A 22600-nucleotide genomic window follows, 5' to 3' on the forward strand; every position below is an offset into this window, starting at 1 on the left:
ACCTACATAGACATAAATATTCCACAGTTCAGATTTTGTATAGAGGCTACTTATGGCGGCGCCCAATTCTTCGGCAGGCTGGTTAGAGCGTTTATTTAAGCTAAGCGACAATAAAACCACTTTCCGAACTGAAGTTCTTGCTGGTGTAACTACATTCTTAACGATGTGTTACATCATTATTGTCAATCCACTCATTTTATCTGAAACCGGCATGGATCATGGTGCCGTATTCGTTGCAACCTGTTTGGCAGCAGCAATCGGATGTTTAGTAATGGGGATCATTGCTAATTATCCAATCGCACTGGCCCCTGGTATGGGTTTAAACGCTTACTTTACCTACTCGGTTTGTATGGGGATGGGCGTGCCATGGCAAACAGCTTTAGCCGCTGTTTTTGTTTCAGGCCTTGTCTTTCTTGCAATTAGCTTCTTTAAAATTCGTGAAGCGATTGTTAATGCGATTCCAATGTCACTTAAGTTTGCAATCGGCGGTGGTATTGGTTTGTTCCTAGCACTGATTGCACTAAAAAATGCTGGAATCATTGTTGATAACCAAGCGACATTAGTCGGTTTGGGCGATATCAAACAGCCTACAGTATTATTAGCGCTATTCGGATTTTTAATGATTGTGGTTTTACACCAATTAAAAGTTCGTGGCGCAATCATTATTAGTATTTTAGTTGTTACGGCCATCGCTACTGCTTTAGGTTTAAATGAATTTAAGGGTGTAGTGGGTCAAATTCCTTCAATTGCACCAACATTCATGCAAATGGACTTTGAAGGTCTATTTACTGCAAGTATGGTGGGCGTCATTTTCGTATTCTTTATTGTCGACTTGTTTGACAGTACAGGTACTTTGGTTGGTGTTTCACACCGTGCAGGTCTTTTACAAGACGGTAAATTACCTCGTTTGAAGAAAGCATTATTCGCAGACTCTACTGCAATCGTTGCAGGTGCCGCATTAGGTACATCTTCAACTACACCATATATCGAATCAGCTTCAGGTGTAGCAGCAGGCGGACGTACTGGTTTAACTGCCGTTGTAGTTGCAGTCTTATTTATCTGCTGTTTATTTTTAGCACCTCTTGCTCAATCTGTACCGGGTTTTGCAACGGCGCCAGCTTTATTGTTTATTGGTGTGTTGATGATCCAAGGGATCACTCACATTGATTGGGATGATATTACTGAAGCTGTTCCAGCATTTTTAACCATTGTATTTATGCCATTCACCTATTCAATTGCTGATGGTATTGCAATGGGCTTTATTAGCTATGCATTAGTTAAATTATTCACGGGTAAGGCAAAAACTGTACCGTACATGGTATGGATTATTGCTGCGCTTTGGGTATTTAAATTTATCGCGTTTGGCGGTTAATATGATTTTTTATAATTTTCTTCTTGAGCTATCTTAGACATAGTTTTCAATAAGAAGAAAATTATAAAAGGGTGTGATTTTGACCACACCCTTTTTTCTTTAGACGTGGAGTTAATATGAATCAAGTCGAGCTGATTCGCGCCTTACCAAAAGCCGAATTGCATGTACATATTGAAGGGACTTTCGAACCTGAATTAATGTTTGCAATTGCCCAGCGCAATCAGATTCAGATTCCTTACAAATCTGTTGAAGAAGTAAAGCAAGCTTATAACTTTCATAATCTTCAATCATTCTTAGATATTTACTATGCCGGTGCAAATGTTCTTGTACATGAACAAGACTTTTATGATTTAGCATGGGCTTATTTTGAGAAATGTGCCGAAGATCATGTTGTTCACACAGAAATGTTCTTTGATCCGCAAACCCACACAGACCGTGGTGTTGCATTCTCAACTGTAATTAATGGTTTAAAACGTGCGTGTGCAGATGCTAAAGCTAAGTTTGGTATCAGCTCTCAACTGATTATGTGTTTCTTACGTCATTTAAGTGAAGAAGCTGCATTTGAAACACTTGAACAAGCGCTGCCGTTTAAGCAAGATATTATTGCAGTCGGCCTTGATTCAAGTGAAGTAGGGCATCCGCCAGCTAAATTTGAACGTGTTTTTGCTAAGGCGCGTGAAGAAGGTTTCTTAATCGTTGCTCACGCTGGTGAAGAAGGCCCGCCTGAATATGTATGGGAAGCTTTAGATCTACTTAAAGTGAATCGTATTGATCATGGTGTGCGCTCTGAAGAGGATGAACAATTAATGACGCGTTTAATTAATGAAAAAATGCCATTAACGGTTTGTCCTTTAAGTAACTTAAAGCTATGTGTTGTTAAGGATATGAAAGATCATAATATCCGCCGTCTTTTACAAAAAGGCGTACACGTGACTGTTAACTCAGATGATCCTTCATATTTTGGTGGATATATGAATGATAATTTCTTTGCCATTCAGCAAGCATTAGACTTAAGCAATGATGAGTTGAAGCAACTCGCAATTAACTCTTTTGAAGCTTCATTCATTTCAGATGAAGAGAAACAAAAGTGGATTGCAGAAATCCAAAAAATCTAAATAAAAAAAACCGCCTGTGATAGGCGGTTTTTTTATATATCAGGTTTATTTAGGTTGTTTGGTCATACTATTTAAAATATTGTCTTTATCAATAAAGTGATGTTTCAAAGCTGCAAGTACATGCCCAACAATGAGAAAACCGGCAAACCAAGAAATATAAATATGTAAAGGTTTAACGATAGCTAAAAGCTCATCATTTTTTTGAACTAAACGTGGAATATCAAATAAATATAAAACTGGAGCCGGATGGTCTGCACTCCAACTAAATAGACATCCAGTGATAGGTAAAGCCACTAAAATTACATAAAGGAATAGATGACCAATGTGAGCCAGAGTTTTCATCATCGGTGACATGGAGTCAGGTAATTTTGGAGCTGGATGTGTATAGCGCCATAAAATCCGGATAATCACCAAAAAGATAATGGTGGTTGCAATATTTTTGTGCAGCGTAATGACATCACCTTTAATGGTACTAGTATCATAACTTAAAAAATTTCCACTATAGAAACCAATAGCCCATGCGACTATGAAAATGATTGCCATCACCCAATGCAGAATTTGTGCGGTACGGGTGTAATACTGAGAGGAAGCAGCAGGCATAAAAGACCCTTTTTTTGTCGTTTTGATTTGTGATTTTAGGGGAAAGCGCAGATTTTGAGAAATGTTTTAAATGTGACAGAGCGTGCTAAAAACAGAACGTTTTACCCCAAAAAAAGCATTTGATGAGCTGAATTTCGGTCGGCAAAATAGTTTGCATAAATGCATCAAATTATTTGTTTCTTCTAAAGTTGAGTTTAGGCACAATACGCGCTGCCAACGTTCAATCAAAGGAAAAAATGATGAAAAAATTGATGCTCGCTCTAGCACCAGTTGTTTTAGCTTTAACAGCATGCGCAACAACTACAGGCACTGGTACAGGTGCTGCTTCTGCACAAACCACAACTCAACAATTGGGAGTTGCTGCGTTAAAGGTTGCTGTAAATGCGAAATGTATTACAGAGATTAATAATGTCGCAGCTTGGAAAACAGCAACAAAATATATGACTGCTGAGCAACGTGATAGCATCCAAACCAATGTTTGTGGTTGTGTGAGCGAAAAGGCTCCAAACAGTGTGACAGCAGTAGAATTAGCTGCAGCTGCACTTGATGTAAATACACGTGCTACAATCGTAAACCAAGTGGTTTCTAAAACTGTAAATGCTTGTGTGGCAGAAGCTTTACAAAAGTAATTAATAAATTATGTGTTAAAGAAGGCTGATTACTATTGATCAGCCTCTTTTGTTTAAAGGTAGTGAGTTGATGTTTATTGCTGGTGTAGATGAGGCGGGACGAGGACCTTTAGTAGGTTCGGTTGTGGCAGCAGCCGTTATTTTAGATCCGAATAATCCAATTTTAGGATTAAATGATTCTAAAAAATTAACTGAAAAGAAACGTGAAAAGTTGTTTATTGAAATACAAGAAAAAGCCTTAGCTTGGTCAATTGCTGAAGCAACTCATGCTGAAATTGATGAGCTAAATATTTTACAGGCGACTTTTTTGGCTATGCAACGCGCTGTTGATGGCTTGAAAACTCAACCTCAAAAAGTGATTGTCGATGGTAATCAAATTCCGAAAGGAATTATTATTCCTTGCGAAGCCATTGTTGGTGGAGATGCAAGCCATGCTGAAATTAGTGCAGCAAGTATCTTGGCAAAAGTGACACGAGATCGACAGATGGCAGAATTAGATCATCAATATCCGTTATTTGGTTTTGCCAAACATAAAGGATATCCAACCAAAGCACATTTTGAAGCGATTGCCGTGCATGGCGTGATTGATCAGCATCGTCGTAGTTATGCACCTGTTAAACGTGCTTTAGGTCTATAAATACAACCACTTAAAAAATTTAAAGCGACTATAAAGTCGCTTTAATTAGGGAGAGAACAACTTCATACTAACGATTGAAGTTTTTCTGTGCATAATTATCATCTTCATAAGAAACTTGATAATCTTGATCAAGATGTTGAAGGTGTTCATGCATTGCACGTTCATGTTGAATACGTTGATAAATTTCTTCGCGATGAACAGAAACCTCTTTTGGTGCATTCACACCAATACGAACCTGGTTTCCTTTGACGCCAAGCACAGTAACACTGACTTGATCCCCAATCATTAATGTTTCCCCGACACGGCGGGTCAGAATCAGCATGTTTATCTCCTTGCTAAACGCTTAAAACTGCAATATTGGTACCCAAATAAAAAGCTCAACCTCAGTTTTCAGTCAGATTCTAACAGAAATATGAGAACAAAGTCATATTTTGATAATCTCTGCCAAAAAACTTTCCGTTTAATATAACAGAGCCGCTATAAAAAAAACTATAGCGGCTCTGTGTTTTCTTTGATTATTGTCGGACAAGTAAACATTTTTTAATGAATTCTTGACCGGTTGGTAAAATTAAGCGCGGGCGCTGCTTTCACCATGTTCACGATCCAAACCAAAAGCGGTATGTAAGCAGCGAACAGCAAGTTCAAGGTATTTCTCGTCGATAATCACAGAAACTTTAATTTCAGAAGTTGAAATCATAAGAATGTTGATACCTTCATCAGCAAGGGCAGTGAACATTTTGCTCGCTACACCTGCGTGTGAACGCATACCTACACCAACGATAGACACTTTAACGATGTCATCACGTGTTGAAACTTCACGTGCGCCAATATTTTTAGCAGTTTCGTTTAAGATTTTTTCAGCTTTCGCTAAATCAACACGGTTTACAGTGAAAGTAAAATCTGTTGTGCCATCTTCTTCAACATTTTGCACTATCATATCGACTTCGATATTGGCATCACTTACTGGTGATAAGATTTTAGAAGCAATGCCTGGTTCATCAGGTACACCTAAAATCGTTAATTTTGCTTCGTCACGGTTAAAAGCAATACCTGCAATAATTGGCTGTTCCATAGTATCTTCTGCCTCAGTAGTAATGAGTGTACCAACATTTTCTTTAAATTCGTCGTCAAAAACGCCGTCGTCGTCATTATCAAAGCTTGATAATACACGTAAAGGAACTTGATATTTCCCGGCAAACTCTACTGAGCGAATTTGTAAAACTTTAGAACCTAATGATGCCATTTCTAGCATTTCTTCAAAAGAAATACGATCGATTTTTTTGGCTTTAGGAGCAACGCGAGGGTCAGTAGTGTAAACACCATCTACATCAGTGTAAATCTGGCATTCGTCAGCTTTTAAAGCAGCAGCAAGAGCAACACCAGAAGTATCTGAACCACCTCGACCTAGTGTTGTAGTATTTCCATTGGCATCAAAGCCTTGGAAACCAGCAACCACAATAACACGGCCTGCATCTAGGTCATTGGTCATGACATCTGTATCAATAGACTCGATACGCGCCTTGGTAAATGCACTGTCAGTTTTAATACCGACTTGACGTCCGGTATAGGATTTAGCTTCCACACCAATCGAATTAAGTGCCATAGCTAACATGGAAATCGTCACCTGTTCACCGGTTGAAACCATTTGGTCTAACTCACGTGGGTCAGGTGTTTCGGTAATGGCTTTAGCGAGAGCAAGTAAGCGGTTTGTTTCACCACTCATTGCAGATACGACCACAACAACCTTGTGACCGTGATCATGCCAACGCTTCACACGACGAGCAACATTTAAAATGCGCTCGGGGGTACCCATAGAAGTACCGCCATATTTTTGAACGATTAATGCCATAGTTGTTCCATATAAGCCATGACCCTGAGAGGCTTTTCAGGGTCAGTTACACAAAAAGTGAAGTCTTATTTTTGTTCAAGCCATGCAGGTAATGCTGCGATAACTTGTCCAAACTTCTCGTTAAGTGGCGCGCCACCTTGTGCTAAGTCAGGTTTACCACCACCTTTACCACCTAACTCGGTTGCTAGATGTTTGATGATGTCACCTGCTTTTAGAGTTGCAGTGTATTGTGATGCAACTGAAGCAAGTAGGCTGACTTTGTCACCCTCTACACCAGCTAACACAATAACTGCATTCTCTAATTTCGATTTAACACTGTCGTGTAAGTTGCGAAGTGATTTTGCATCTACACCTTGAACAGTGGTAATAAGCGTTTGACGACCAGCAATGGTTTGTACCTGATCAATCAATTCTGACGCTTGGAAGTTTGCCAATTTCTGATTGAGCTGTTCAATCTGCTTTTGTAATGCAGAAACCAATTCAACATTGGCTTGTACACGCTCAACAGTTTGGTCTTTCTGTGCTTTTAATAAGCCATTAATGTGCTGGATATCAGCATCAGTTTTTTGTACTACATCTAGCGCTTTAGTACCTGTAACAGCTTCAATACGACGTACACCGGCAGCTACACCACCTTCAGAAGTGATTTTGAATAAACCAATATCACCTGTACGTTTAACGTGGATACCACCACAAAGTTCAATTGAGAAGTTTTTCTCATCAATAATTGAACCCATAGAAAGTACACGTACTTCATCACCATATTTTTCACCGAACAACATCATGGCACCTTTAGCTTTTGCAGCCTCGATATCAAGAAGTTCGGTTGTTACAGCACTATTTGCAATAATTTCTGCATTCACTAAGCGCTCAACTTGTTGTAACTGTTCAAAAGTTACAGGTTGGTCATTAGCAAAGTCGAAACGTAAGATATCGCTTGCAACTAAAGAACCTTTTTGTTGTACATGTGAACCTAAGATTTGACGAAGGGCAGCATGTAATAGGTGAGTTGCAGAGTGATTACGTGCAGTTGCTTCACGAATGTCTGCTTTAACAATCGCTTCAACATTTTGATCTGCTTTAAGGCTACCAACGGTCACAATACCTTGATGAACAAAGGCACCACCTGACTTTTTAGTATCTTGAACTTCAAAAATACCAGTTTCGTTTTTGAAGATACCAGTATCACCAATCTGACCACCACTTTCAGCATAGAAAGGAGTTTGGTTTAAAACGATAAGCGCTTCATCACCTTCAGAAACTTCATCAACTTGTACGCCATCTTTATAGATCGCTACAATTTGACCTTGACCAGTGGTGTTGATGTAACCGTCAAACTGAGTTTCGCCATCCACTTTTACAATATTGTTGTAATCAACTGCAAACTTACCAGCATCACGAGCACGTTGACGCTGTGCTGCCATTTCTACTTCAAAACCAGCTTCATCAATAATAAAGTCACGTTCACGTGCAATATCAGCAGTTAAGTCTGTCGGGAAGCCGTAAGTGTCGTAAAGTTTAAATACAGTCGCACCAGGAATAGTTTTGTCTTTTAACTGAGCAAGCTCACCTTCGAGTAGTTTCAAGCCTTGCTCAAGTGTTTTTGCAAACTGTTCTTCTTCACGAATTAAAGTTGCTTCAATCACATCTTTACGAGCTGCAAGCTCTGGATATGCATCACCCATAACTTCAATTAAAGGTTGCAACATTTTGTAGAAGAACGTACCAGTTGCACCAAGTTTATTACCGTGACGCACAGCGCGACGGATAATACGGCGAAGTACATAACCACGACCTTCATTACTTGGGTTTACACCATCAGCAATGAGGAAACAGCATGAACGCGCATGGTCTGCAACAACACGTAAAGAAGGCTGACCTTGGTCTTCAATACCGATAATGTTGGCAGCAGCTTTTAATAAGTGTTGGAACAGGTCAATATCATAGTTTGAATTAACATGTTGCAATACAGCAGAGATACGCTCTAAGCCCATACCTGTATCAACAGACGGAGCAGGAAGAGGGTGAAGCACGCCATCAGCAGTACGGTTAAACTGCATGAAAACGTTGTTCCAGATTTCAATGAAACGGTCGCCATCTTCTTCAGGAGAACCAGGTAAGCCACCCCAAATGTGATCACCGTGGTCAAAGAAAATTTCAGAACATGGACCACATGGACCAGTATCACCCATTGCCCAGAAGTTATCAGATGCGTATTTTTCGCCTTTATTATCACCAATACGGATAATACGTTCTGGCGCTAAACCGATTTCTTTGTTCCAGATGTCGTAAGCTTCGTCATCGGTGTGGTAAACCGTGGCATAAAGTTTATCTTTTGGTAAAGCAAGCCATTGTTCGCTGGTTAAAAATTCCCATGCGAATTTAAGTGCATCACGTTTGAAATAATCACCGAATGAGAAATTACCTAACATTTCGAAGAATGTATGGTGGCGTGCAGTGTAGCCAACGTTGTCTAAGTCATTGTGTTTACCGCCAGCGCGTACACATTTTTGAGATGTAGTTGCACGCACATAGTCACGTTTCTCAAGACCTAAAAAGCAGTCTTTAAACTGGTTCATCCCAGCATTTGTAAATAATAAAGTTGGGTCGTTGGCAGGAACAAGAGAACTCGACGCGACACGTGTATGCCCTTGCGTTTCAAAGTAGCGCAAAAATGCTTCACGAATTTCAGCAGATGTCATTAAACGAGTACTCACAACCAAGTCACTCCATATTTTCGAATTTGGCTAAATGTATCAATGCCTGTTTGTTTTATGCCAAACCTTGCATGTGATACGGGGCTTATTTTTTAAAAACGCTAAATTGTAGCGGAAAAACCCCACCGAACCAACGATTTTAAAAGGAATATCTTACAAAACTGTGATTTGGCTAAAAATCTATATTCAATTGGCCTTGACGTGCTTTACTATATGCCTTCTTTAGTTTGTAGTTTTGTTGATAAGGATTGGTCATGCAACGTATCGCCATTAATGGGTTTGGTCGGATTGGACGTAATGTTTTACGCGCCTGGTTCGAAAGCCCAAAACAATTTCATTTTGAAATCGTGGCGATTAACGATATAGCAGATGTCCAGACATTAGTGCATTTATTTAAATATGATTCTACGCACGGCCGCTTCAATGGAAATGTAGATATATTCATTGAAAATGAAAAAGTTTTTTTGAATATTCAGTCAAATCAACGAACGCTAAAAGTTGAGGTTTTAAAGCAGAAACAACCTGAACTTTTACCATGGTCTAGTTTAGATATTGATGTGGTACTTGAGTGTACAGGACTGTTCCGTTCTCATGCGGATGCGACACGTCATCTACAAGCAGGGGCGAAGCGGGTCATTATTGGGGCGGCACCTTTTGATCATGTTGACGCAGCCATTGTTTATGGTGTGAACCATAATGAAGTCAAAGTGACTGATCAGATCATATCAAGCGTTTCATGTACTACGCAGGCTTTAGTTCCATTAGTCAAAATCATTGATGATGCTTTCGGTATTGAAACTGCGCTTATGACAGAAATTCATGCAGTGACAGCAGATCAATCTGTTCTTGACCACGCACATCGTGATTTACGTCGTGCTAGAGCTTCAGGGCAAAATATTATCCCGACCACATCTAGTGCACTCGGCGCATTAAAGCGTGTTATGCCTAAAATGGAAGACCGTATTGATGGTTATTCAATTCGTGTACCAACTATTAATGTGGCGGCAATTGACTTAACTTTTATCGCGCAATCTCCAATTACTGTGCATCACATTAATGAAATACTAATTAAAGCATCTCAAACAGACTATGCAGAAATTATGGCGGTAACAGATGAGCCATTAGTTTCGAGTGATTTCAATCATTCACCTTATTCACTCATCGTTGATTTAACTCAAACTATGGTTGTAGGGCATCAAGCTAAAGTATTTGCTTGGTACGATAATGAATGGGGCTATGCAAATCGTTTATTGGATCTGTGTGATTCTTTCTAAATATGATTTTAAATCATTTAAGGGTGTTAAATTAATACCCTTTTTATGGTTGTTAATTTCTAATATGAAAAGTTCAAATAATTAAAATTCTAAATATTAGTGTTGTGTAAAATTATATCTATTTGTATGATTCGCAAACATTAAAATTTTAATTATAGAGTTCATATGAAATTTAACTCAAAAAGAATAAGTGGTTTTTTAATTTTTACATCTACTATTATTTTAGCTGCTTGCGGTGGTGAAGGCTCAGATCAAAATACCCATGATCAAGGCGAAAATAATTTAGAAAAAGAAGACAAAATTTACCAAATCTATTATCAACCTTCTGATATTTCTTCAAGTATCTATAGTGATTCTTTTGAAATTACTCAATATTCAATTAAGAATAATGAAATCTTTTTTGCAAAGTCACATAACCAACCGCTAGAAACTGAACTTTTAACTGAACAGAAAGTTTTAAATAAAGGGACCTTACAAACACATACTCTGAAAAGGTTAACACCGAGCAGTTGGACGTATGAATTAACGCCTGATTTGAAAGAAAATTTAAAATTTGAAATTGTGAATTTAGAGGGTGAAAATATCTTTGATCGTGTATTACCGGGCTATAAAGAAAATAAAAATTTAGAAACGGGCCTTCACAATCAACTTGATAAAAATTTAATAGACTTCTACCAAAATTATAAGAATGTTAGGTTTCCAAAAAATAGTTATTGTTATCGTTTAAAAGAAACTCAATGGAATCAATCTTATATTTCTTATATATCTAGTTTTAATTCAAATCCTTCGTTTAGTGAGAAAAAGCAGTCAATTGTCGAAAGATATAATAACTTAGGCCAAGATAAAAAGTATTTTAGGCTTCTAAATTCGCAGTGGTATGGTTATAACTTAACTGTTTTAGAAAACTTAGAAACTGGTGATATTCAAAGCGCATTGGGAAATAATAATAACCAGTCTGCTTTTTTTATTAATTTTATATCAAGTAGTCGGTGGGATGCTGATAGAAATTTAGCGTATGAAAAGTCTCATTTGTATTCTATAGAAGATAACCCGCTTAATAATGTGCATTCATTAATTGCTTTCAGACAAAAGCTAAAAATTGCAAATCTTGAAAAAGGTTGCTTTGCTTTTAATACTCAAGCAGCTCAAGCTATTCAAAGATTAAATCTGGTTAACTGGCAACAAGGAGATAGCTCAGATATTGGCCCATTCTTTGGTCGAAGAACTTTTGTCTATGATATGAGTGAATGAGAATAAGGTATTGAATATTATTATTAATTCATAAAATCTTCTTTTTGACTTTAGAGTTTATTAAGAAAGATTTATGCAAATTGTCAGGTGCATGGCACAAAGTATCATGCTACACTAAGAGAAATCGGGTGTGTTCCCGATTTTTTTATGTGGGGTCGTTCCACGTTGATCAGATTTTAGGCTTGAAATATGACCATTTCAGAGACATGGTTGCTGCCTGACGGGGTAGCAGATGTATTGCCGGAACAGGCGCAAGTCATTGAAAAACTTCGCCGTGAAGCTTTAGATTTCCTCGCGGTACGAGGTTATCAATTGGTATATACACCATTTATCGAATACATCGAATCGTTGTCTTCATTATCAGAATCAAATCAAGACTTAGATTTAGTAACTTTTAAGGTCATTGATCAGCTCTCAGGCCGTTTACTCGGTGTTCGTGCTGATATGACACCGCAAGTTGCACGTATCGATGCACATGTAAGACCAGTTGAAGGCGTTGCACGTTATTGTTATTCAGGGACTGTATTACATACTAAACCACAAAATTTTAATGCCACACGTGCACCTCTACAATTAGGAGCAGAGTTATACGGGCATGACAGTATCGAAGCTGATGTCGAAATGGTCGATGTTATGCTGGGGTTGATCGAGAATATCTACACTTTACAAGGCGCACATCTAGATTTGGGCCATGTAGGGTTGTTCCGCAGTTTAGTAAAATGTGCTGGACTGTCAAAAAATGAAGAGCATGAGCTTTCAGATCTTTATCAAAGAAAAGCGTTACCAGAGTTAGCTGAATTTACTCAAAACCTCAATATGGGTTCTGATTTCTATGCACTTGGCCGCTATTCTAGTGATCTAGAAGCATTGCAGGCGAATTTAAGTGCAAACATCTTACAAGATGCTGAGTTTAAATCAGCATTAGATGCACTTAAAACGACACTTGCGCAAATTAAAGGCCGTTGGCCAAATCTCAATATCGGTATTGATGTTGTAGAGCTACGTAGTTATCACTACCACACTGGCTTAATGTATGCGGTCTATGCACCGAATCGTGCTGCGCCTTTAGCGCAGGGTGGTCGTTATGATGGTATTGGTGAGCACTTTGGCCGTGCACGTCCTGCTACTGGCTTTAGTTGTGATTTATATGCCCTAGGTGCAAATCAGTTCGCCGAAATCGAAACTGTTGTTGCTCCAAAAGGCTCAGAACAGGATTTACTCTCAGCAATTTCGAATGCACGTGCTCAAGGTTTACGTGTAGTTCAATTGTTAGGTAATGATGATTTAAGTTCTATTCCATATGCGACCCATCAACTCGTGTCGCAAAATGGACAATGGAATATTGAAAAGATTTAATCGCCATCGGTAAATTTTTACTGGTGGTTTCCAATTTTAACAGCATGATGTAATGAGGCTATTATGGGCAAAAATGTTGTGGTACTTGGTACCCAATGGGGCGACGAAGGTAAAGGTAAAATCGTCGACCTGCTCACAGATCAGGCGGCTGCGGTAGTACGTTATCAAGGCGGACATAACGCAGGTCATACTCTTGTCGTAGGTGGTAAAAAGACTGTATTGCACCTCATTCCATCAGGCATTTTACGTGAAAACGTATTGTGCTTAATTGGTAATGGTGTAGTACTGTCACCAGCCGCGTTAATTGAAGAAATGGGAATTTTGGAAGCAGAAGGTGTTCCTGTTAAAGAACGTCTACGTATTTCTCCAAACTGTCCACTCATTTTGCCTAACCACATTGCACTTGATCAGGCACGTGAGAAGAAACGTGGTAATGCTAAAATCGGTACTACAGGTCGTGGTATTGGTCCTGCATACGAAGATAAAGTGGCTCGCCGTGCAGTGCGTGTTGCTGACCTTGTTCGTGGTGGTGCAGCGTTAGAAGAAAAACTCCAAGAAATGCTTGAGTTACATAACTTCCAATTAACTCAGTTCTACGGTGTAGAAGCTGTTAAATTTGAAGATGTATTGGCTCTTTGCAACCAATGGCGTGAAGTACTTGCTCCATTAGTTATTGATGTGACTAAAGTATTGCATGACTATCGCAAAGAAGGTAAGGCTGTAATGTTTGAAGGAGCTCAAGGCTCACTTCTAGACATCGACCACGGTACTTATCCGTATGTTACGAGCTCAAATACAACTGCTGGTGGCGTAAGCTCTGGTTCAGGTATGGGACCTTTACATCTTGATTATGTATTAGGTATTACTAAGGCTTATACAACACGTGTAGGTGCTGGTCCATTCCCAACTGAATTGGTTTACGATGCAGCTGCTGATTCTGGTGATCCGATTGGTAAACATCTAGGTACAGTTGGTCATGAATTTGGTGCTTCTACTGGCCGTCAACGCCGTTGTGGTTGGTTTGATGCTGAAATTCTTCGCCGTTCTGTAGATGTAAACTCACTTTCAGGTATTTGCTTAACTAAACTTGACGTTTTAGATGGTTTGGAAGAAGTAAAAATCTGTGTAGGTTATGAAAATACAGATTCAGGTTGTGTAGGTTCTTCAGATGCGGTTTCTTTTGAATGCTTGAAGCCAATCTATGAAACTATGCCTGGTTGGAGCGAGTCGACTGTTGGTTTAACTAGTATCGATCAATTACCAGCAAATGCTTTGGCTTATGTTAAGCGTATTGAACAATTAATCGAATGTCCGATTGATATCGTTTCAACTGGTCCAGATCGTGCAGAAACAATTGTTTTACGTCATCCATTCTCTGCTTAATTAGCAAAGATTAAAAAGGCCTCCTGAAAGGGGGCCTTTTTTATACCCGACTAAAGTGCAGTTTTCATTTTATTAGATTCAGATTAAAACGTTATATATAGATAAGGAAGGATGGGCTCAGGATGAAGCTGCAACCAACTATTTCAAAAACAATTTTTTATTCTTTTTTATTTGCTATTGGTGGTTCACCCACGCTGGCGATGTTGGTTATTTATGGACAGGAATATCATGAAGATTTCTTTATGACCGCTTTTATGAGCTTGTCGGTTTTGTTCGCATGTGTGTTAATTCCTGTAGTACTCATACAAAATAGTTATTTACTCTGGAAACGGGAAAGTCCTAATCTTGAAGAGAAAGTTAAAACCTTAAGTCATGTTTATTTGGGTTTAAATGTAATTTGTTTAATTTTCTGGATTTATTTGATGACTTTATCTACTTGATCGTTACATAAATACTATGATCATGGAGAAATGAGACATTCAAAGCATCAGTGGTATTTCTTATAATAAGTGCAAAAGAATAAACAGCTTTTTATCGATTTAGGTGATCCGTGTTATGAATAAAAAACTCTTTTTAAGCTTGTGTGCTGCAAGTGTGATGACCATTTCTGGCTGTGCAACAGTAGCGGACATGGCTGGTGCAGATACTGCAACCTTAAATGCTCAATCTGCTCAAGGTTTTAATAAGATGGTGCAGGAAGCACGTGGTAAGGGTGCTCTCGATACAAGCTCTAGTACATATAACCGTATTAATGCTGTATTCAACCGTTTAAAACCATATGCTAACCAGATGAATCAGACTGGTCAACCATTTAGCTGGCAGTTAGCGGTGTTGAAATCAGATACGATTAATGCTTACGTTGCACCTGGTGGCAAAGTAGTGTTCTATACAGGTATTGTGAATAAATTGAACCTGACAGATGCTGAAATTGCAGCTGTTATGGGACATGAAATGACACATGCTTTAGAAGAGCATGCAAAAAGTAAAATCGGTGCACAAGCTTTAACTGATTTAGCTCTAGGTATCGGTTTAAGCTATGCGGGTAATAATGTAGGCCAACTCGGTACTGCTGCTGCTCAGTTAGGTACACAAGTGGGTGTGGGCTTACCATATTCTCGTAGCTTGGAAAGTCGTGCTGACCAAGGTGGTTTAATGTTGATGGCGCGTGCAGGCTATAATCCAAATGCAGCGATTACGCTTTGGGAAAAAATGAATAAGCTTGAAGGTGGCGGTGGTTCATCCTTCTTGTCTACTCACCCATCTAACTCACAACGTATTGGTGATATGCGTAAAAACCTACCTGCGGCAATGGCAGTTTATAATAGCCGCAGATAAGATGTAAATTTTGTATAGGTAAAGAAAACGGATGCTTTAGCATCCGTTTTTTATTTAAGGAGCAGGGTTGGGCTGTTGGGTATGGATGGCCTCAATACCTTTTAGAACTTCACTTGGTAATTCAATCTCAAATGCCTGAATATTTTCTTTGAGTTGATCTAAATTAGTAGCACCAATAATTGTACTGGTCACAAAGAATTGTTGTTTAATAAAAGCTAAGGCCATCTGAGTTAAGCTTAGTCCATGTTTTTCTGCTAGCTGTGCGTATTGTTCAGTCGCCCATTCGCTTTGAGGGTTGCTGTAGCGGCTAAAACGCGGAAATAGTGTTACACGAGCATTAGCAGGACGAGCGCCATTTCTAAACTTACCCGTTAGGTAACCAAAAGCCAGAGGAGAGTAGGCGAGCAAGCCGACATCTTCATATTTAGCAATTTCTGACATACCTATTTCATAAGTACGGTTAAGAAGACTATATGGATTTTGAACACTTACAAATTTACTGACACCTAGCTTTTCGGCCAAATGTAAAAATTTCATAGTGCTCCACGGGGTTTCATTTGATAAACCAATATAGCGAATGCGTCCGCGATTAATCTCTTCTTGTAGGGCGAGTAATGTTTCTTCTAGAGGTGTTGTGTCGTAATCATTTTCAGCTTGCTGATTGCCATAAGCGAGCGTACCGAAAAAGTTGGTATGACGTTCAGGCCAATGTAGTTGATAAAGGTCGATATAGTCCGTTTGGAGGCGTTTAAGTGATCCATCTAGAGCTTTAGCAATATGGTCGCTGTTAAAGCGTGTATTGCCTTCTCGGATGTGTGTTCCTCCAAAGCCCGGACCTGCAATTTTAGATGCGAGAAAGACTTTGTCACGTTGTCCATTTTGGGCAAACCAATTGCCAATAATCGTTTCAGTTGCTCCATAAGTTTCAGGTTTTGGTGGAACGGAATACATCTCTGCCGTATCCCAAAAATATAAACCATGTGCCAAGGCGTAATTGAGTTGTTCAAAAGCTTCTTGTTGGGAGTTTTGCTCACCAAATGTCATGGTGCCTAAACAAATTTCTGGAAGTTTAAGGCCTGTGCGACTAAGTGGGTTAAATTGCATACAGCGTAATCCTTGGAAATTTTGAGTTAGCCTAACGGAGAATATGTATTCAACTTAAATCATAAAATTAGAATAGTTTGTAAGTTTTGTGTATTAACTCATTGTTGCATATAAAAAAAGCAAACCGAAGTTTGCTTTTTATTAAAAATTTAATGAATATTATTCTTCATCGTCGTAGTCATCATCAGAAACAGTGTTTTCTTCTAATGATGCATCAAAAATAAGAATGGCTTTACCATCAGTTTGGATCATACCTTGATCTTCTAAGGTTTTGAGTACACGACCAACCATCTCACGCGAACATCCAACAATACGGCCAATTTCTTGACGAGTAATACGAATTTGACGACCATTTGGCAAAATCATTGCTTCTGGTTGAGAAGATAGATCGATTAAACAACGAGCAATACGGCCAGACACATCAATGAACGCAAGATCTGTCATTTTACGAGTCGTATTTTTTAGACGGCGAACTAATTGTGCAAAAACAGCATAGCTTAAGTCTGGGTATTGTTTGCTAAGTTCGTGGAAGTTGTCATAAGAGATCTCTGCAATTTCACAGACATCACGAGTTCGAACTTCGGCTGTACGTTGAGGGTTCGGTTCGAAAAGCCCCATTTCCCCAAAGAAATCGCCCGGATTTAAATACGCAACAACAATTTCACGTTCGTCATCTTCACGCAAAATAATTGAAACTGAGCCTTTTAAAATTAAATATAAAGATTTTGACTCTGTTCCGGCATCAACAATTGTGGTTCGTTTTGGATATCTGTTGATGTGAGCACGTTTTAACAATGCTTTAACGGATTCAGGTAGTTGCCCCGGAGATAAAGCATCTGTGCTGAGTTGTGAAAAATTTGAAGTCATGCTTAATATGTTCCGAATAGGGTAAACAATTCACACAAGCTCGAGATGAGCTATTACACAGAAGAGATGAAATTCCTTATCAACTCATTTTATGTTAGTGTACAAAACAAGGGCCTGTTGACATTTCACAGATGGTTGCAACATAAGACAATTCTTTTAGACGTACCAAATAAGAACTATGAAATTTAGCCATTCTAAATAAATAGATCTTAACAATGGAACGTACAAAATAACTTGGTCTTGCGCTATGCCTGCGCTGCTTTAATTGCAACTCAGATTATGGCTGAAATTTCACAAACTTTATTACAAAACTGGACAAAGGATTGCCATTGTCTGGGTTTTGCGTCTTATTTGGATTAATTTTTAGCTATAACGCAATCCATAGATGAAATGTCAACAGACCCTGCTTAAATTTATAATTTTTTTTGGGTAGTTGCAATGCAAACAAGTGTACATTGGCTAGAGAATGTTGCTTTTGAAGCGAAATCGGATAGTGGGCATAGTGTCATCATGGACGGCTCACCTGAGTATGGTGGTGAAAACCGTGGTCCACGTCCTATGGAACTGATATTAATGGGACTTGGTGGGTGTGCTTCGTTTGATATTGTGACTATTTTAAAGAAATCTCGCCAAGATGTGACGAATGTTGTATGTAATTTAAAAGCTGAGCGCGCTGACGCAATTCCGGCTGTGTTTACTAAAATCCACTTACATTTTGTGGTAACTGGTAAAGCTGTGAAAGAAAAGCAGGTTGCAAAAGCAGTTGAATTGTCTGCCGAGAAATATTGTTCAGCGAGTAAAATGCTTTCCGATGGTGGTGTAGAAATTACACATGACTTCGAAATTATTGAAGCGGAATAAGGCATTTTTTGATAGCTAGAAATTAAAAAAAAAGCTGACATGAGAGTTGGCTTTTTTTATTGTCAAAAATAACTAAAAAATAATAGAGAGAAGAAAGGTGAATATTCGTTCTGCTAAATCAAAAGATACTCAAGCTATATGTGATCTACTTAAACAGATGGGATACCCACAGCCTTTTGCTCTTATTCAAGAAAAATTTGAGATACTCCATAATGACTCTAATTCACAAATTTTGATTGCTGAAGAGAGGGGTAAAATTTATGGTTTTTTATCTCTCTACTTTATTCCGCAAATTGCCTTACAAGGTGACTTTGCCAAAATATGCTATCTGTGTGTTGATGAGAATATGCGTAGCAAAGGTGTAGGGCATTTACTCGTAAAGGAGGCTGAGCAACAAGCCAGACGCCGAGGGTGTGATCGAATGGAACTGCATTCAGGAATGCAAAGACCTTTGGCACATCAATTTTACCTAAGAGAAGGCTATGTCGAAGCGCCAAAGTATTTTCGTAAAGCTTTAAATTAACGAGCTATATTTAAAAAAAGCTGAGGATCTACCCGAGCATTATTAAGGCTCATGCCCCAATGCAGATGAGGGCCTGTCACGCGTCCTGTTTTGCCTACTAAACCTAACGTTTCTCCTTGGCGGATATGTTGGCCTTTCTCTACTTTAATTGCGCTTAAATGGCAGAACATGCTGACTAAGCCTTGGCCATGATCAATCAACACGGTTTGTCCATTAAAAAAATAAGATCCAGTTTGGATAACAACACCATCTGCCGGAGCAACAACTTTTTGTCCTACTGGCGCAGGAATATCTAGACCTGAGTGAGGCGCGCGTTCCTCGCCATTGAAAAAGCGCTTTCTTCCAAAAGAGTTGCTAAATTTCCCTGAAGTCGGGCGTATAAATGTGGGTAGGGTTTGCCATGAGCTCTGTGTAAATGAGGTATACACATCATTTTGTTCTTTTGCTTCTTGAGCGTAGCGGTCTAATTGACTTTGATTAGGGTTCACATAATCTTGGTTCGTGACTTTAATCCGTTGTTCTGCGTAAGGATAAGACTTAACTTCTATTTGAATCGGGGCTTTATTTGTGTCGAGTTGAATACTGCCGATTGGAGTAGATAAAGGAATACCAAGCACGGCATAACGCTGCTGACCTTCTTGGCTAATTAAAACAGGCTTTCGTTGAAAAGTGACCTGAGTAATATCAGTACTTAGAGGAACAACTGCAATTCCACCAGGTCGTCTGGAGTCTTGGGGGAGCTGAGCGATTGCCAGTGCCGAAGTAAAAAGACAAGTTGTTGTTAATATAATATGTTTAAAGTGCATTTTTCATTTCAAAACGAGTAGGAAACTAGCAAGATAAACTAAAGCTTAATTACTAAATTCTCAATGAAGACTTTGTGAAAAGCGTAGTAAGAATAAGCATGAATCTAAATATTCAAGCATTTTAATAAAATGTAGCTGAACTGTACTTGAAATATATACAAAACAATCCCATATTATAATGGAGTTTTACTCACTGTTATTTTTATAACATTATGAAAAATATATAAAAATTTATTTGAAATTCGAAGAAGTGTTCCCATCTATTAGACAAGTACAAATTTGTTGTGAGGAATAACAAGAATGCGTTTTGAAAAATTTACAAACCGCTTGCAGCAAGCCCTCTCAGATGCTCAATCTTTAGCGATGGGTAAAGACCATACTGCTATCGCAGGTATTCATATTTTGTCTACCTTGTTAGAAGAGCCATCAAATATTAGTTTGTTGCAACAAGCAGGTGCACGGTTACCTGAACTTAAACAAAAACTTGAACAGGCTATAAAAGATGCGCCGACAATTGCCAACCCAACGGGTGATGTTAACTTAAACCCAGAAGCCGTTAAAGCGCTTAATTTGGCAGACAGATATGCGCAAAAGGCAGGTGATGAATTTTTATCAACTGACTGGGTTTTATTAGGTTTGGCAGAGACAGGCGAAACTAAAAATATTTTAAGTGCGGTAGGTGTAACTCCCGACAGCTTACGCAAAGTAATTGAACATATTCGAGGTAATGACAAAGTCATGAGTAATAATCACGAAGACCAACGTGACTCACTTAATAAATATACGATTGATTTAACAGAACGTGCTTTATCTGGAAAACTTGATCCTGTCATTGGGCGTGACGATGAAATTCGCCGTACTATTCAGGTTTTATCGCGTCGTACCAAAAACAACCCTGTTCTTATTGGTGAGCCGGGTGTAGGTAAAACCGCTATTGTTGAAGGTTTGGCACAGCGTATTGTGAATGGTGAAGTGCCAGAGGGATTAAAAAATAAACGTGTTTTATCCCTCGACTTAGGTTCATTACTGGCTGGTGCTAAATATCGTGGTGAGTTTGAAGAACGTTTAAAAGCTGTTTTAAAAGACTTGGCAAAACACGAAGGCGAAATCATCCTGTTTATTGATGAGTTACATACACTCGTAGGTGCAGGTAAAGGTGATGGCGCAATGGATGCAGGTAATATGTTAAAACCTGCGTTGGCTCGTGGTGAATTGCGCTGTGTGGGTGCGACGACCTTAGATGAATATCGTCAATATATTGAAAAAGATGCAGCTTTAGAGCGTCGTTTCCAAAAAGTACTGGTTGATGAGCCAAGTGTTGAAGATACGATTGCAATTTTACGTGGACTTAAAGAAAAATATGCCACTCACCATGGTGTGCAAATTTTAGACTCTGCGATTATTGCTGCGGCGAAAATGTCACATCGTTACATCACTGATCGTCAATTACCAGACAAGGCAATTGATTTGATTGATGAGGCAGCTTCTCGTATTAAAATGGAGATTGACTCTAAACCTGAAGCACTTGATAAGCTCGATCGCCGTTTAATCCAGTTGAAAATGCAATTGGAAGCTGTGAAAAAAGATGAAGATGTAGGCAGTAAAGCTGAAGTCACTCATCTTGAAAAACAGATTGCTGAAGTCGAGAAAGAATACAACGATCTTGAAGAAATCTGGAAGTCTGAAAAAACTTTGGTAGAAGGTACTAAACAGGCTCAGGTGGAACTTGATAAAGCACGTATTGCTTTTGAGAAAGCTCAGCGTGAAGGCGATTTGGCTGAAGCAGCACGTTTACAGTATGGCGTAATTCCAGAGTTACAAAAACAACTGGAGCAAGATGAAGTTGCAGAAGAGAACGAAGAGCCAAAACTCATTCGTACTAAAGTAACTGAAAATGAAATTGCCGAAGTTGTTAGTGCTGCGACAGGAATTCCGGTTGCTAAAATGATGCAAGGCGAGCGTGAAAAACTCCTTAATATGGAAGAGTTTTTACATGACCGTGTTGTAGGGCAAGATGAAGCAGTTGTTGCAGTGTCTAATGCAGTACGCCGTTCACGTGCCGGTTTGTCTGACCCGAATCGTCCTAGTGGATCATTCTTGTTCTTGGGTCCAACAGGTGTTGGTAAAACTGAGTTGACTAAAGCTTTAGCTAACTTCTTGTTTGACAGTGATGATGCCATGATTCGTATCGACATGAGTGAATTCATGGAGAAACATTCGGTTAGCCGTTTGGTTGGAGCACCTCCAGGATATGTTGGTTATGAAGAAGGCGGTGTTTTAACTGAAGCTGTTCGCCGTAAGCCATATAGCGTGGTGTTGTTTGATGAAGTCGAAAAAGCGCATCCTGATGTATTCAATATCTTGCTCCAAGTATTGGACGATGGTCGCTTAACAGACTCACAAGGTCGAGTAGTAGACTTTAAAAACACTGTGATTGTGATGACCTCGAACTTAGGTTCACAAGATGTACGTGAGCTAGGTGAGGGTGCAACAGACGATGAAGTGCGTACCATTGTAATGAATGCGGTAAGTCAGCATTTCCGTCCGGAATTTATTAACCGGATTGATGAGCTTGTGATTTTCCATTCACTCAAAAAAGCACAAATTCGTGGTATTGCCGATATTCAGTTGGATCGATTACGTTCACGTCTTGTTGATCGTGATATGAGTTTAACTGTAGATGACACTGCTTTTGATTTATTGATTGATGCTGGTTTCGATCCTGTCTATGGCGCGCGTCCATTAAAACGTGCGATTCAACAACAGATTGAAAACACATTAGCACAAAAAATCTTGTCGGGTGATTTTGTCGCAGGTGATACTATTCTAGTTAAAGGCGAAAATGGGCATTTAGTCTTTGATAAAATGAAACTCAGCTAAGCTTTGTCTGCTAAAACTGAAAAGAGAATATGGAAACATAT

21 protein-coding genes are annotated in these 22600 nt (G+C 39.0%); 14 read left to right on the forward strand and 7 right to left on the reverse strand.

From position 1 onward, the window contains the following. Window positions 1-52: 52 nt before the first annotated feature. Window positions 53-1372 (forward strand): NCS2 family permease, encoded by a 1320-nt coding sequence (locus tag AW165_RS08555; protein WP_005070381.1) that lies wholly within the window; start codon window positions 53-55, stop codon window positions 1370-1372. Between the two features lie 116 nt (window positions 1373-1488). Next, window positions 1489-2487 (forward strand): adenosine deaminase, encoded by a 999-nt coding sequence (locus AW165_RS08560; RefSeq protein ID WP_032004035.1) that lies wholly within the window; start codon window positions 1489-1491, stop codon window positions 2485-2487. Window positions 2488-2532: 45 nt separating this feature from the next. Here the strand turns inward: AW165_RS08560 and AW165_RS08565 are convergent, their stop codons facing one another. Beyond that, entirely contained in the window at window positions 2533-3087 is a 555-nt protein-coding gene (locus tag AW165_RS08565) for a cytochrome b (RefSeq protein ID WP_060465515.1), read from the reverse strand. Window positions 3088-3326: 239 nt separating this feature from the next. On the opposite strand from AW165_RS08565, the gene AW165_RS08570 reads away from it, so the two are divergent. Continuing rightward, window positions 3327-3716 (forward strand): hypothetical protein, encoded by a 390-nt coding sequence (locus tag AW165_RS08570; protein ID WP_005076998.1) that lies wholly within the window; start codon window positions 3327-3329, stop codon window positions 3714-3716. A gap of 70 nt (window positions 3717-3786) precedes the next feature. Further along, the gene (gene rnhB / locus AW165_RS08575; RefSeq protein WP_060465516.1) at window positions 3787-4353 is read left to right on the forward strand and encodes a ribonuclease HII; all 567 of its coding nucleotides are present in this window, start codon (window positions 3787-3789) and stop codon (window positions 4351-4353) included. A gap of 67 nt (window positions 4354-4420) precedes the next feature. Here rnhB and csrA read toward each other — a convergent pair whose 3' ends face one another. The 3 genes from csrA to alaS form a co-directional block, all read right to left on the reverse strand. Then, window positions 4421-4675, reverse strand: coding sequence for a carbon storage regulator CsrA (gene csrA / locus AW165_RS08580; RefSeq protein WP_000906487.1), 255 nt, complete (start codon window positions 4673-4675; stop codon window positions 4421-4423). A 246-nt stretch (window positions 4676-4921) separates the two neighbouring features. Then, a complete protein-coding gene (locus tag AW165_RS08585; RefSeq protein WP_002115333.1) occupies window positions 4922-6202 on the reverse strand; it encodes an aspartate kinase in 1281 nt (426 codons plus the stop codon). A 65-nt stretch (window positions 6203-6267) separates the two neighbouring features. Then, entirely contained in the window at window positions 6268-8904 is a 2637-nt protein-coding gene (gene alaS, locus AW165_RS08590; RefSeq protein WP_032037792.1) for an alanine--tRNA ligase, read from the reverse strand. 269 nt (window positions 8905-9173) lie between these two features. Between alaS and AW165_RS08595 the strand changes: the two genes are divergently transcribed. From AW165_RS08595 to AW165_RS08620, 6 genes are all read left to right on the forward strand, one after another. Continuing rightward, on the forward strand, window positions 9174-10193 hold the full coding sequence (locus tag AW165_RS08595; RefSeq protein ID WP_005076995.1) for a type I glyceraldehyde-3-phosphate dehydrogenase: 1020 nt from the start codon (window positions 9174-9176) through the stop codon (window positions 10191-10193). Window positions 10194-10358: 165 nt separating this feature from the next. Beyond that, window positions 10359-11444: a hypothetical protein gene (locus AW165_RS08600; RefSeq protein WP_060465517.1), complete on the forward strand. Its 1086-nt coding sequence runs from the start codon at window positions 10359-10361 to the stop codon at window positions 11442-11444. 189 nt (window positions 11445-11633) lie between these two features. After that, window positions 11634-12800 carry an ATP phosphoribosyltransferase regulatory subunit gene (locus tag AW165_RS08605; protein WP_014206187.1) on the forward strand — a complete coding sequence of 389 codons (1167 nt, stop codon included), beginning with the start codon at window positions 11634-11636 and terminating at the stop codon, window positions 12798-12800. 63 nt (window positions 12801-12863) lie between these two features. Continuing rightward, window positions 12864-14183, forward strand: a complete 1320-nt coding sequence (locus AW165_RS08610; RefSeq protein ID WP_002121613.1) for an adenylosuccinate synthase — start codon at window positions 12864-12866, stop codon at window positions 14181-14183. A gap of 122 nt (window positions 14184-14305) precedes the next feature. Beyond that, a complete protein-coding gene (locus tag AW165_RS08615; RefSeq protein ID WP_002121533.1) occupies window positions 14306-14623 on the forward strand; it encodes a hypothetical protein in 318 nt (105 codons plus the stop codon). 115 nt (window positions 14624-14738) lie between these two features. Then, on the forward strand, window positions 14739-15518 hold the full coding sequence (locus tag AW165_RS08620; protein WP_057074204.1) for a M48 family metallopeptidase: 780 nt from the start codon (window positions 14739-14741) through the stop codon (window positions 15516-15518). 54 nt (window positions 15519-15572) lie between these two features. On the opposite strand, the gene AW165_RS08625 is transcribed toward AW165_RS08620, so the two are convergent. Both AW165_RS08625 and crp read right to left on the reverse strand, forming a co-directional pair. Then, the gene (locus AW165_RS08625) at window positions 15573-16622 is read right to left on the reverse strand and encodes an NADP(H)-dependent aldo-keto reductase (protein ID WP_060465518.1); all 1050 of its coding nucleotides are present in this window, start codon (window positions 16620-16622) and stop codon (window positions 15573-15575) included. Window positions 16623-16781: 159 nt separating this feature from the next. Then, complete coding sequence (gene crp, locus AW165_RS08630; RefSeq protein WP_005070320.1) at window positions 16782-17489, reverse strand: cAMP-activated global transcriptional regulator CRP; 708 nt, start codon at window positions 17487-17489, stop codon at window positions 16782-16784. 240 nt (window positions 17490-17729) lie between these two features. Between crp and AW165_RS19150 the strand changes: the two genes are divergently transcribed. The 3 genes from AW165_RS19150 (at window position 17730) to AW165_RS08640 (ending at window position 18873) form a co-directional block, all read left to right on the forward strand. Further along, a complete protein-coding gene (locus AW165_RS19150) occupies window positions 17730-17849 on the forward strand; it encodes a hypothetical protein (protein ID WP_002121587.1) in 120 nt (39 codons plus the stop codon). 78 nt (window positions 17850-17927) lie between these two features. Continuing rightward, complete coding sequence (locus AW165_RS08635; protein WP_002121528.1) at window positions 17928-18350, forward strand: OsmC family protein; 423 nt, start codon at window positions 17928-17930, stop codon at window positions 18348-18350. Window positions 18351-18447: 97 nt separating this feature from the next. Then, window positions 18448-18873: a GNAT family N-acetyltransferase gene (locus AW165_RS08640; RefSeq protein WP_005076986.1), complete on the forward strand. Its 426-nt coding sequence runs from the start codon at window positions 18448-18450 to the stop codon at window positions 18871-18873. On the opposite strand, the gene AW165_RS08645 is transcribed toward AW165_RS08640, so the two are convergent. Beyond that, a complete protein-coding gene (locus AW165_RS08645; protein WP_060465519.1) occupies window positions 18870-19679 on the reverse strand; it encodes a M23 family metallopeptidase in 810 nt (269 codons plus the stop codon). The genes AW165_RS08640 and AW165_RS08645 overlap by 4 nt on opposite strands. A 300-nt stretch (window positions 19680-19979) precedes the next feature. On the opposite strand from AW165_RS08645, the gene clpB reads away from it, so the two are divergent. Continuing rightward, window positions 19980-22559: an ATP-dependent chaperone ClpB gene (gene clpB, locus AW165_RS08650; RefSeq protein WP_005070314.1), complete on the forward strand. Its 2580-nt coding sequence runs from the start codon at window positions 19980-19982 to the stop codon at window positions 22557-22559. Window positions 22560-22600 lie beyond the last annotated feature (41 nt).

Origin of the sequence: Acinetobacter sp. LMB-5, from assembly GCF_001541635.1 — a bacterium.
Classification (GTDB): Bacteria; Pseudomonadota; Gammaproteobacteria; order Pseudomonadales; family Moraxellaceae; genus Acinetobacter; species Acinetobacter pittii.

What these genes read in the sequence shown, in the direction of transcription:
- AW165_RS08585 (WP_002115333.1), bottom strand. Translation starts at nt 6,202, where the DNA reads ATGGCATTAATCGTTCAAAAATATGGCGGTACTTCTATGGGTACCCCC.
- AW165_RS08620 (WP_057074204.1), top strand. Translation starts at nt 14,739, where the DNA reads ATGAATAAAAAACTCTTTTTAAGCTTGTGTGCTGCAAGTGTGATGACC.
- AW165_RS08565 (WP_060465515.1), bottom strand. Translation starts at nt 3,087, where the DNA reads ATGCCTGCTGCTTCCTCTCAGTATTACACCCGTACCGCACAAATTCTG.
- alaS (WP_032037792.1), bottom strand. Translation starts at nt 8,904, where the DNA reads ATGACATCTGCTGAAATTCGTGAAGCATTTTTGCGCTACTTTGAAACG.
- AW165_RS08605 (WP_014206187.1), top strand. Translation starts at nt 11,634, where the DNA reads ATGACCATTTCAGAGACATGGTTGCTGCCTGACGGGGTAGCAGATGTA.
- crp (WP_005070320.1), bottom strand. Translation starts at nt 17,489, where the DNA reads ATGACTTCAAATTTTTCACAACTCAGCACAGATGCTTTATCTCCGGGG.
- AW165_RS08635 (WP_002121528.1), top strand. Translation starts at nt 17,928, where the DNA reads ATGCAAACAAGTGTACATTGGCTAGAGAATGTTGCTTTTGAAGCGAAA.
- csrA (WP_000906487.1), bottom strand. Translation starts at nt 4,675, where the DNA reads ATGCTGATTCTGACCCGCCGTGTCGGGGAAACATTAATGATTGGGGAT.
- AW165_RS08610 (WP_002121613.1), top strand. Translation starts at nt 12,864, where the DNA reads ATGGGCAAAAATGTTGTGGTACTTGGTACCCAATGGGGCGACGAAGGT.
- AW165_RS08560 (WP_032004035.1), top strand. Translation starts at nt 1,489, where the DNA reads ATGAATCAAGTCGAGCTGATTCGCGCCTTACCAAAAGCCGAATTGCAT.
- AW165_RS08595 (WP_005076995.1), top strand. Translation starts at nt 9,174, where the DNA reads ATGCAACGTATCGCCATTAATGGGTTTGGTCGGATTGGACGTAATGTT.
- AW165_RS08570 (WP_005076998.1), top strand. Translation starts at nt 3,327, where the DNA reads ATGAAAAAATTGATGCTCGCTCTAGCACCAGTTGTTTTAGCTTTAACA.
- AW165_RS08555 (WP_005070381.1), top strand. Translation starts at nt 53, where the DNA reads ATGGCGGCGCCCAATTCTTCGGCAGGCTGGTTAGAGCGTTTATTTAAG.
- AW165_RS08625 (WP_060465518.1), bottom strand. Translation starts at nt 16,622, where the DNA reads ATGCAATTTAACCCACTTAGTCGCACAGGCCTTAAACTTCCAGAAATT.
- clpB (WP_005070314.1), top strand. Translation starts at nt 19,980, where the DNA reads ATGCGTTTTGAAAAATTTACAAACCGCTTGCAGCAAGCCCTCTCAGAT.
- AW165_RS08600 (WP_060465517.1), top strand. Translation starts at nt 10,359, where the DNA reads ATGAAATTTAACTCAAAAAGAATAAGTGGTTTTTTAATTTTTACATCT.
- AW165_RS08645 (WP_060465519.1), bottom strand. Translation starts at nt 19,679, where the DNA reads ATGCACTTTAAACATATTATATTAACAACAACTTGTCTTTTTACTTCG.
- AW165_RS08615 (WP_002121533.1), top strand. Translation starts at nt 14,306, where the DNA reads ATGAAGCTGCAACCAACTATTTCAAAAACAATTTTTTATTCTTTTTTA.
- rnhB (WP_060465516.1), top strand. Translation starts at nt 3,787, where the DNA reads ATGTTTATTGCTGGTGTAGATGAGGCGGGACGAGGACCTTTAGTAGGT.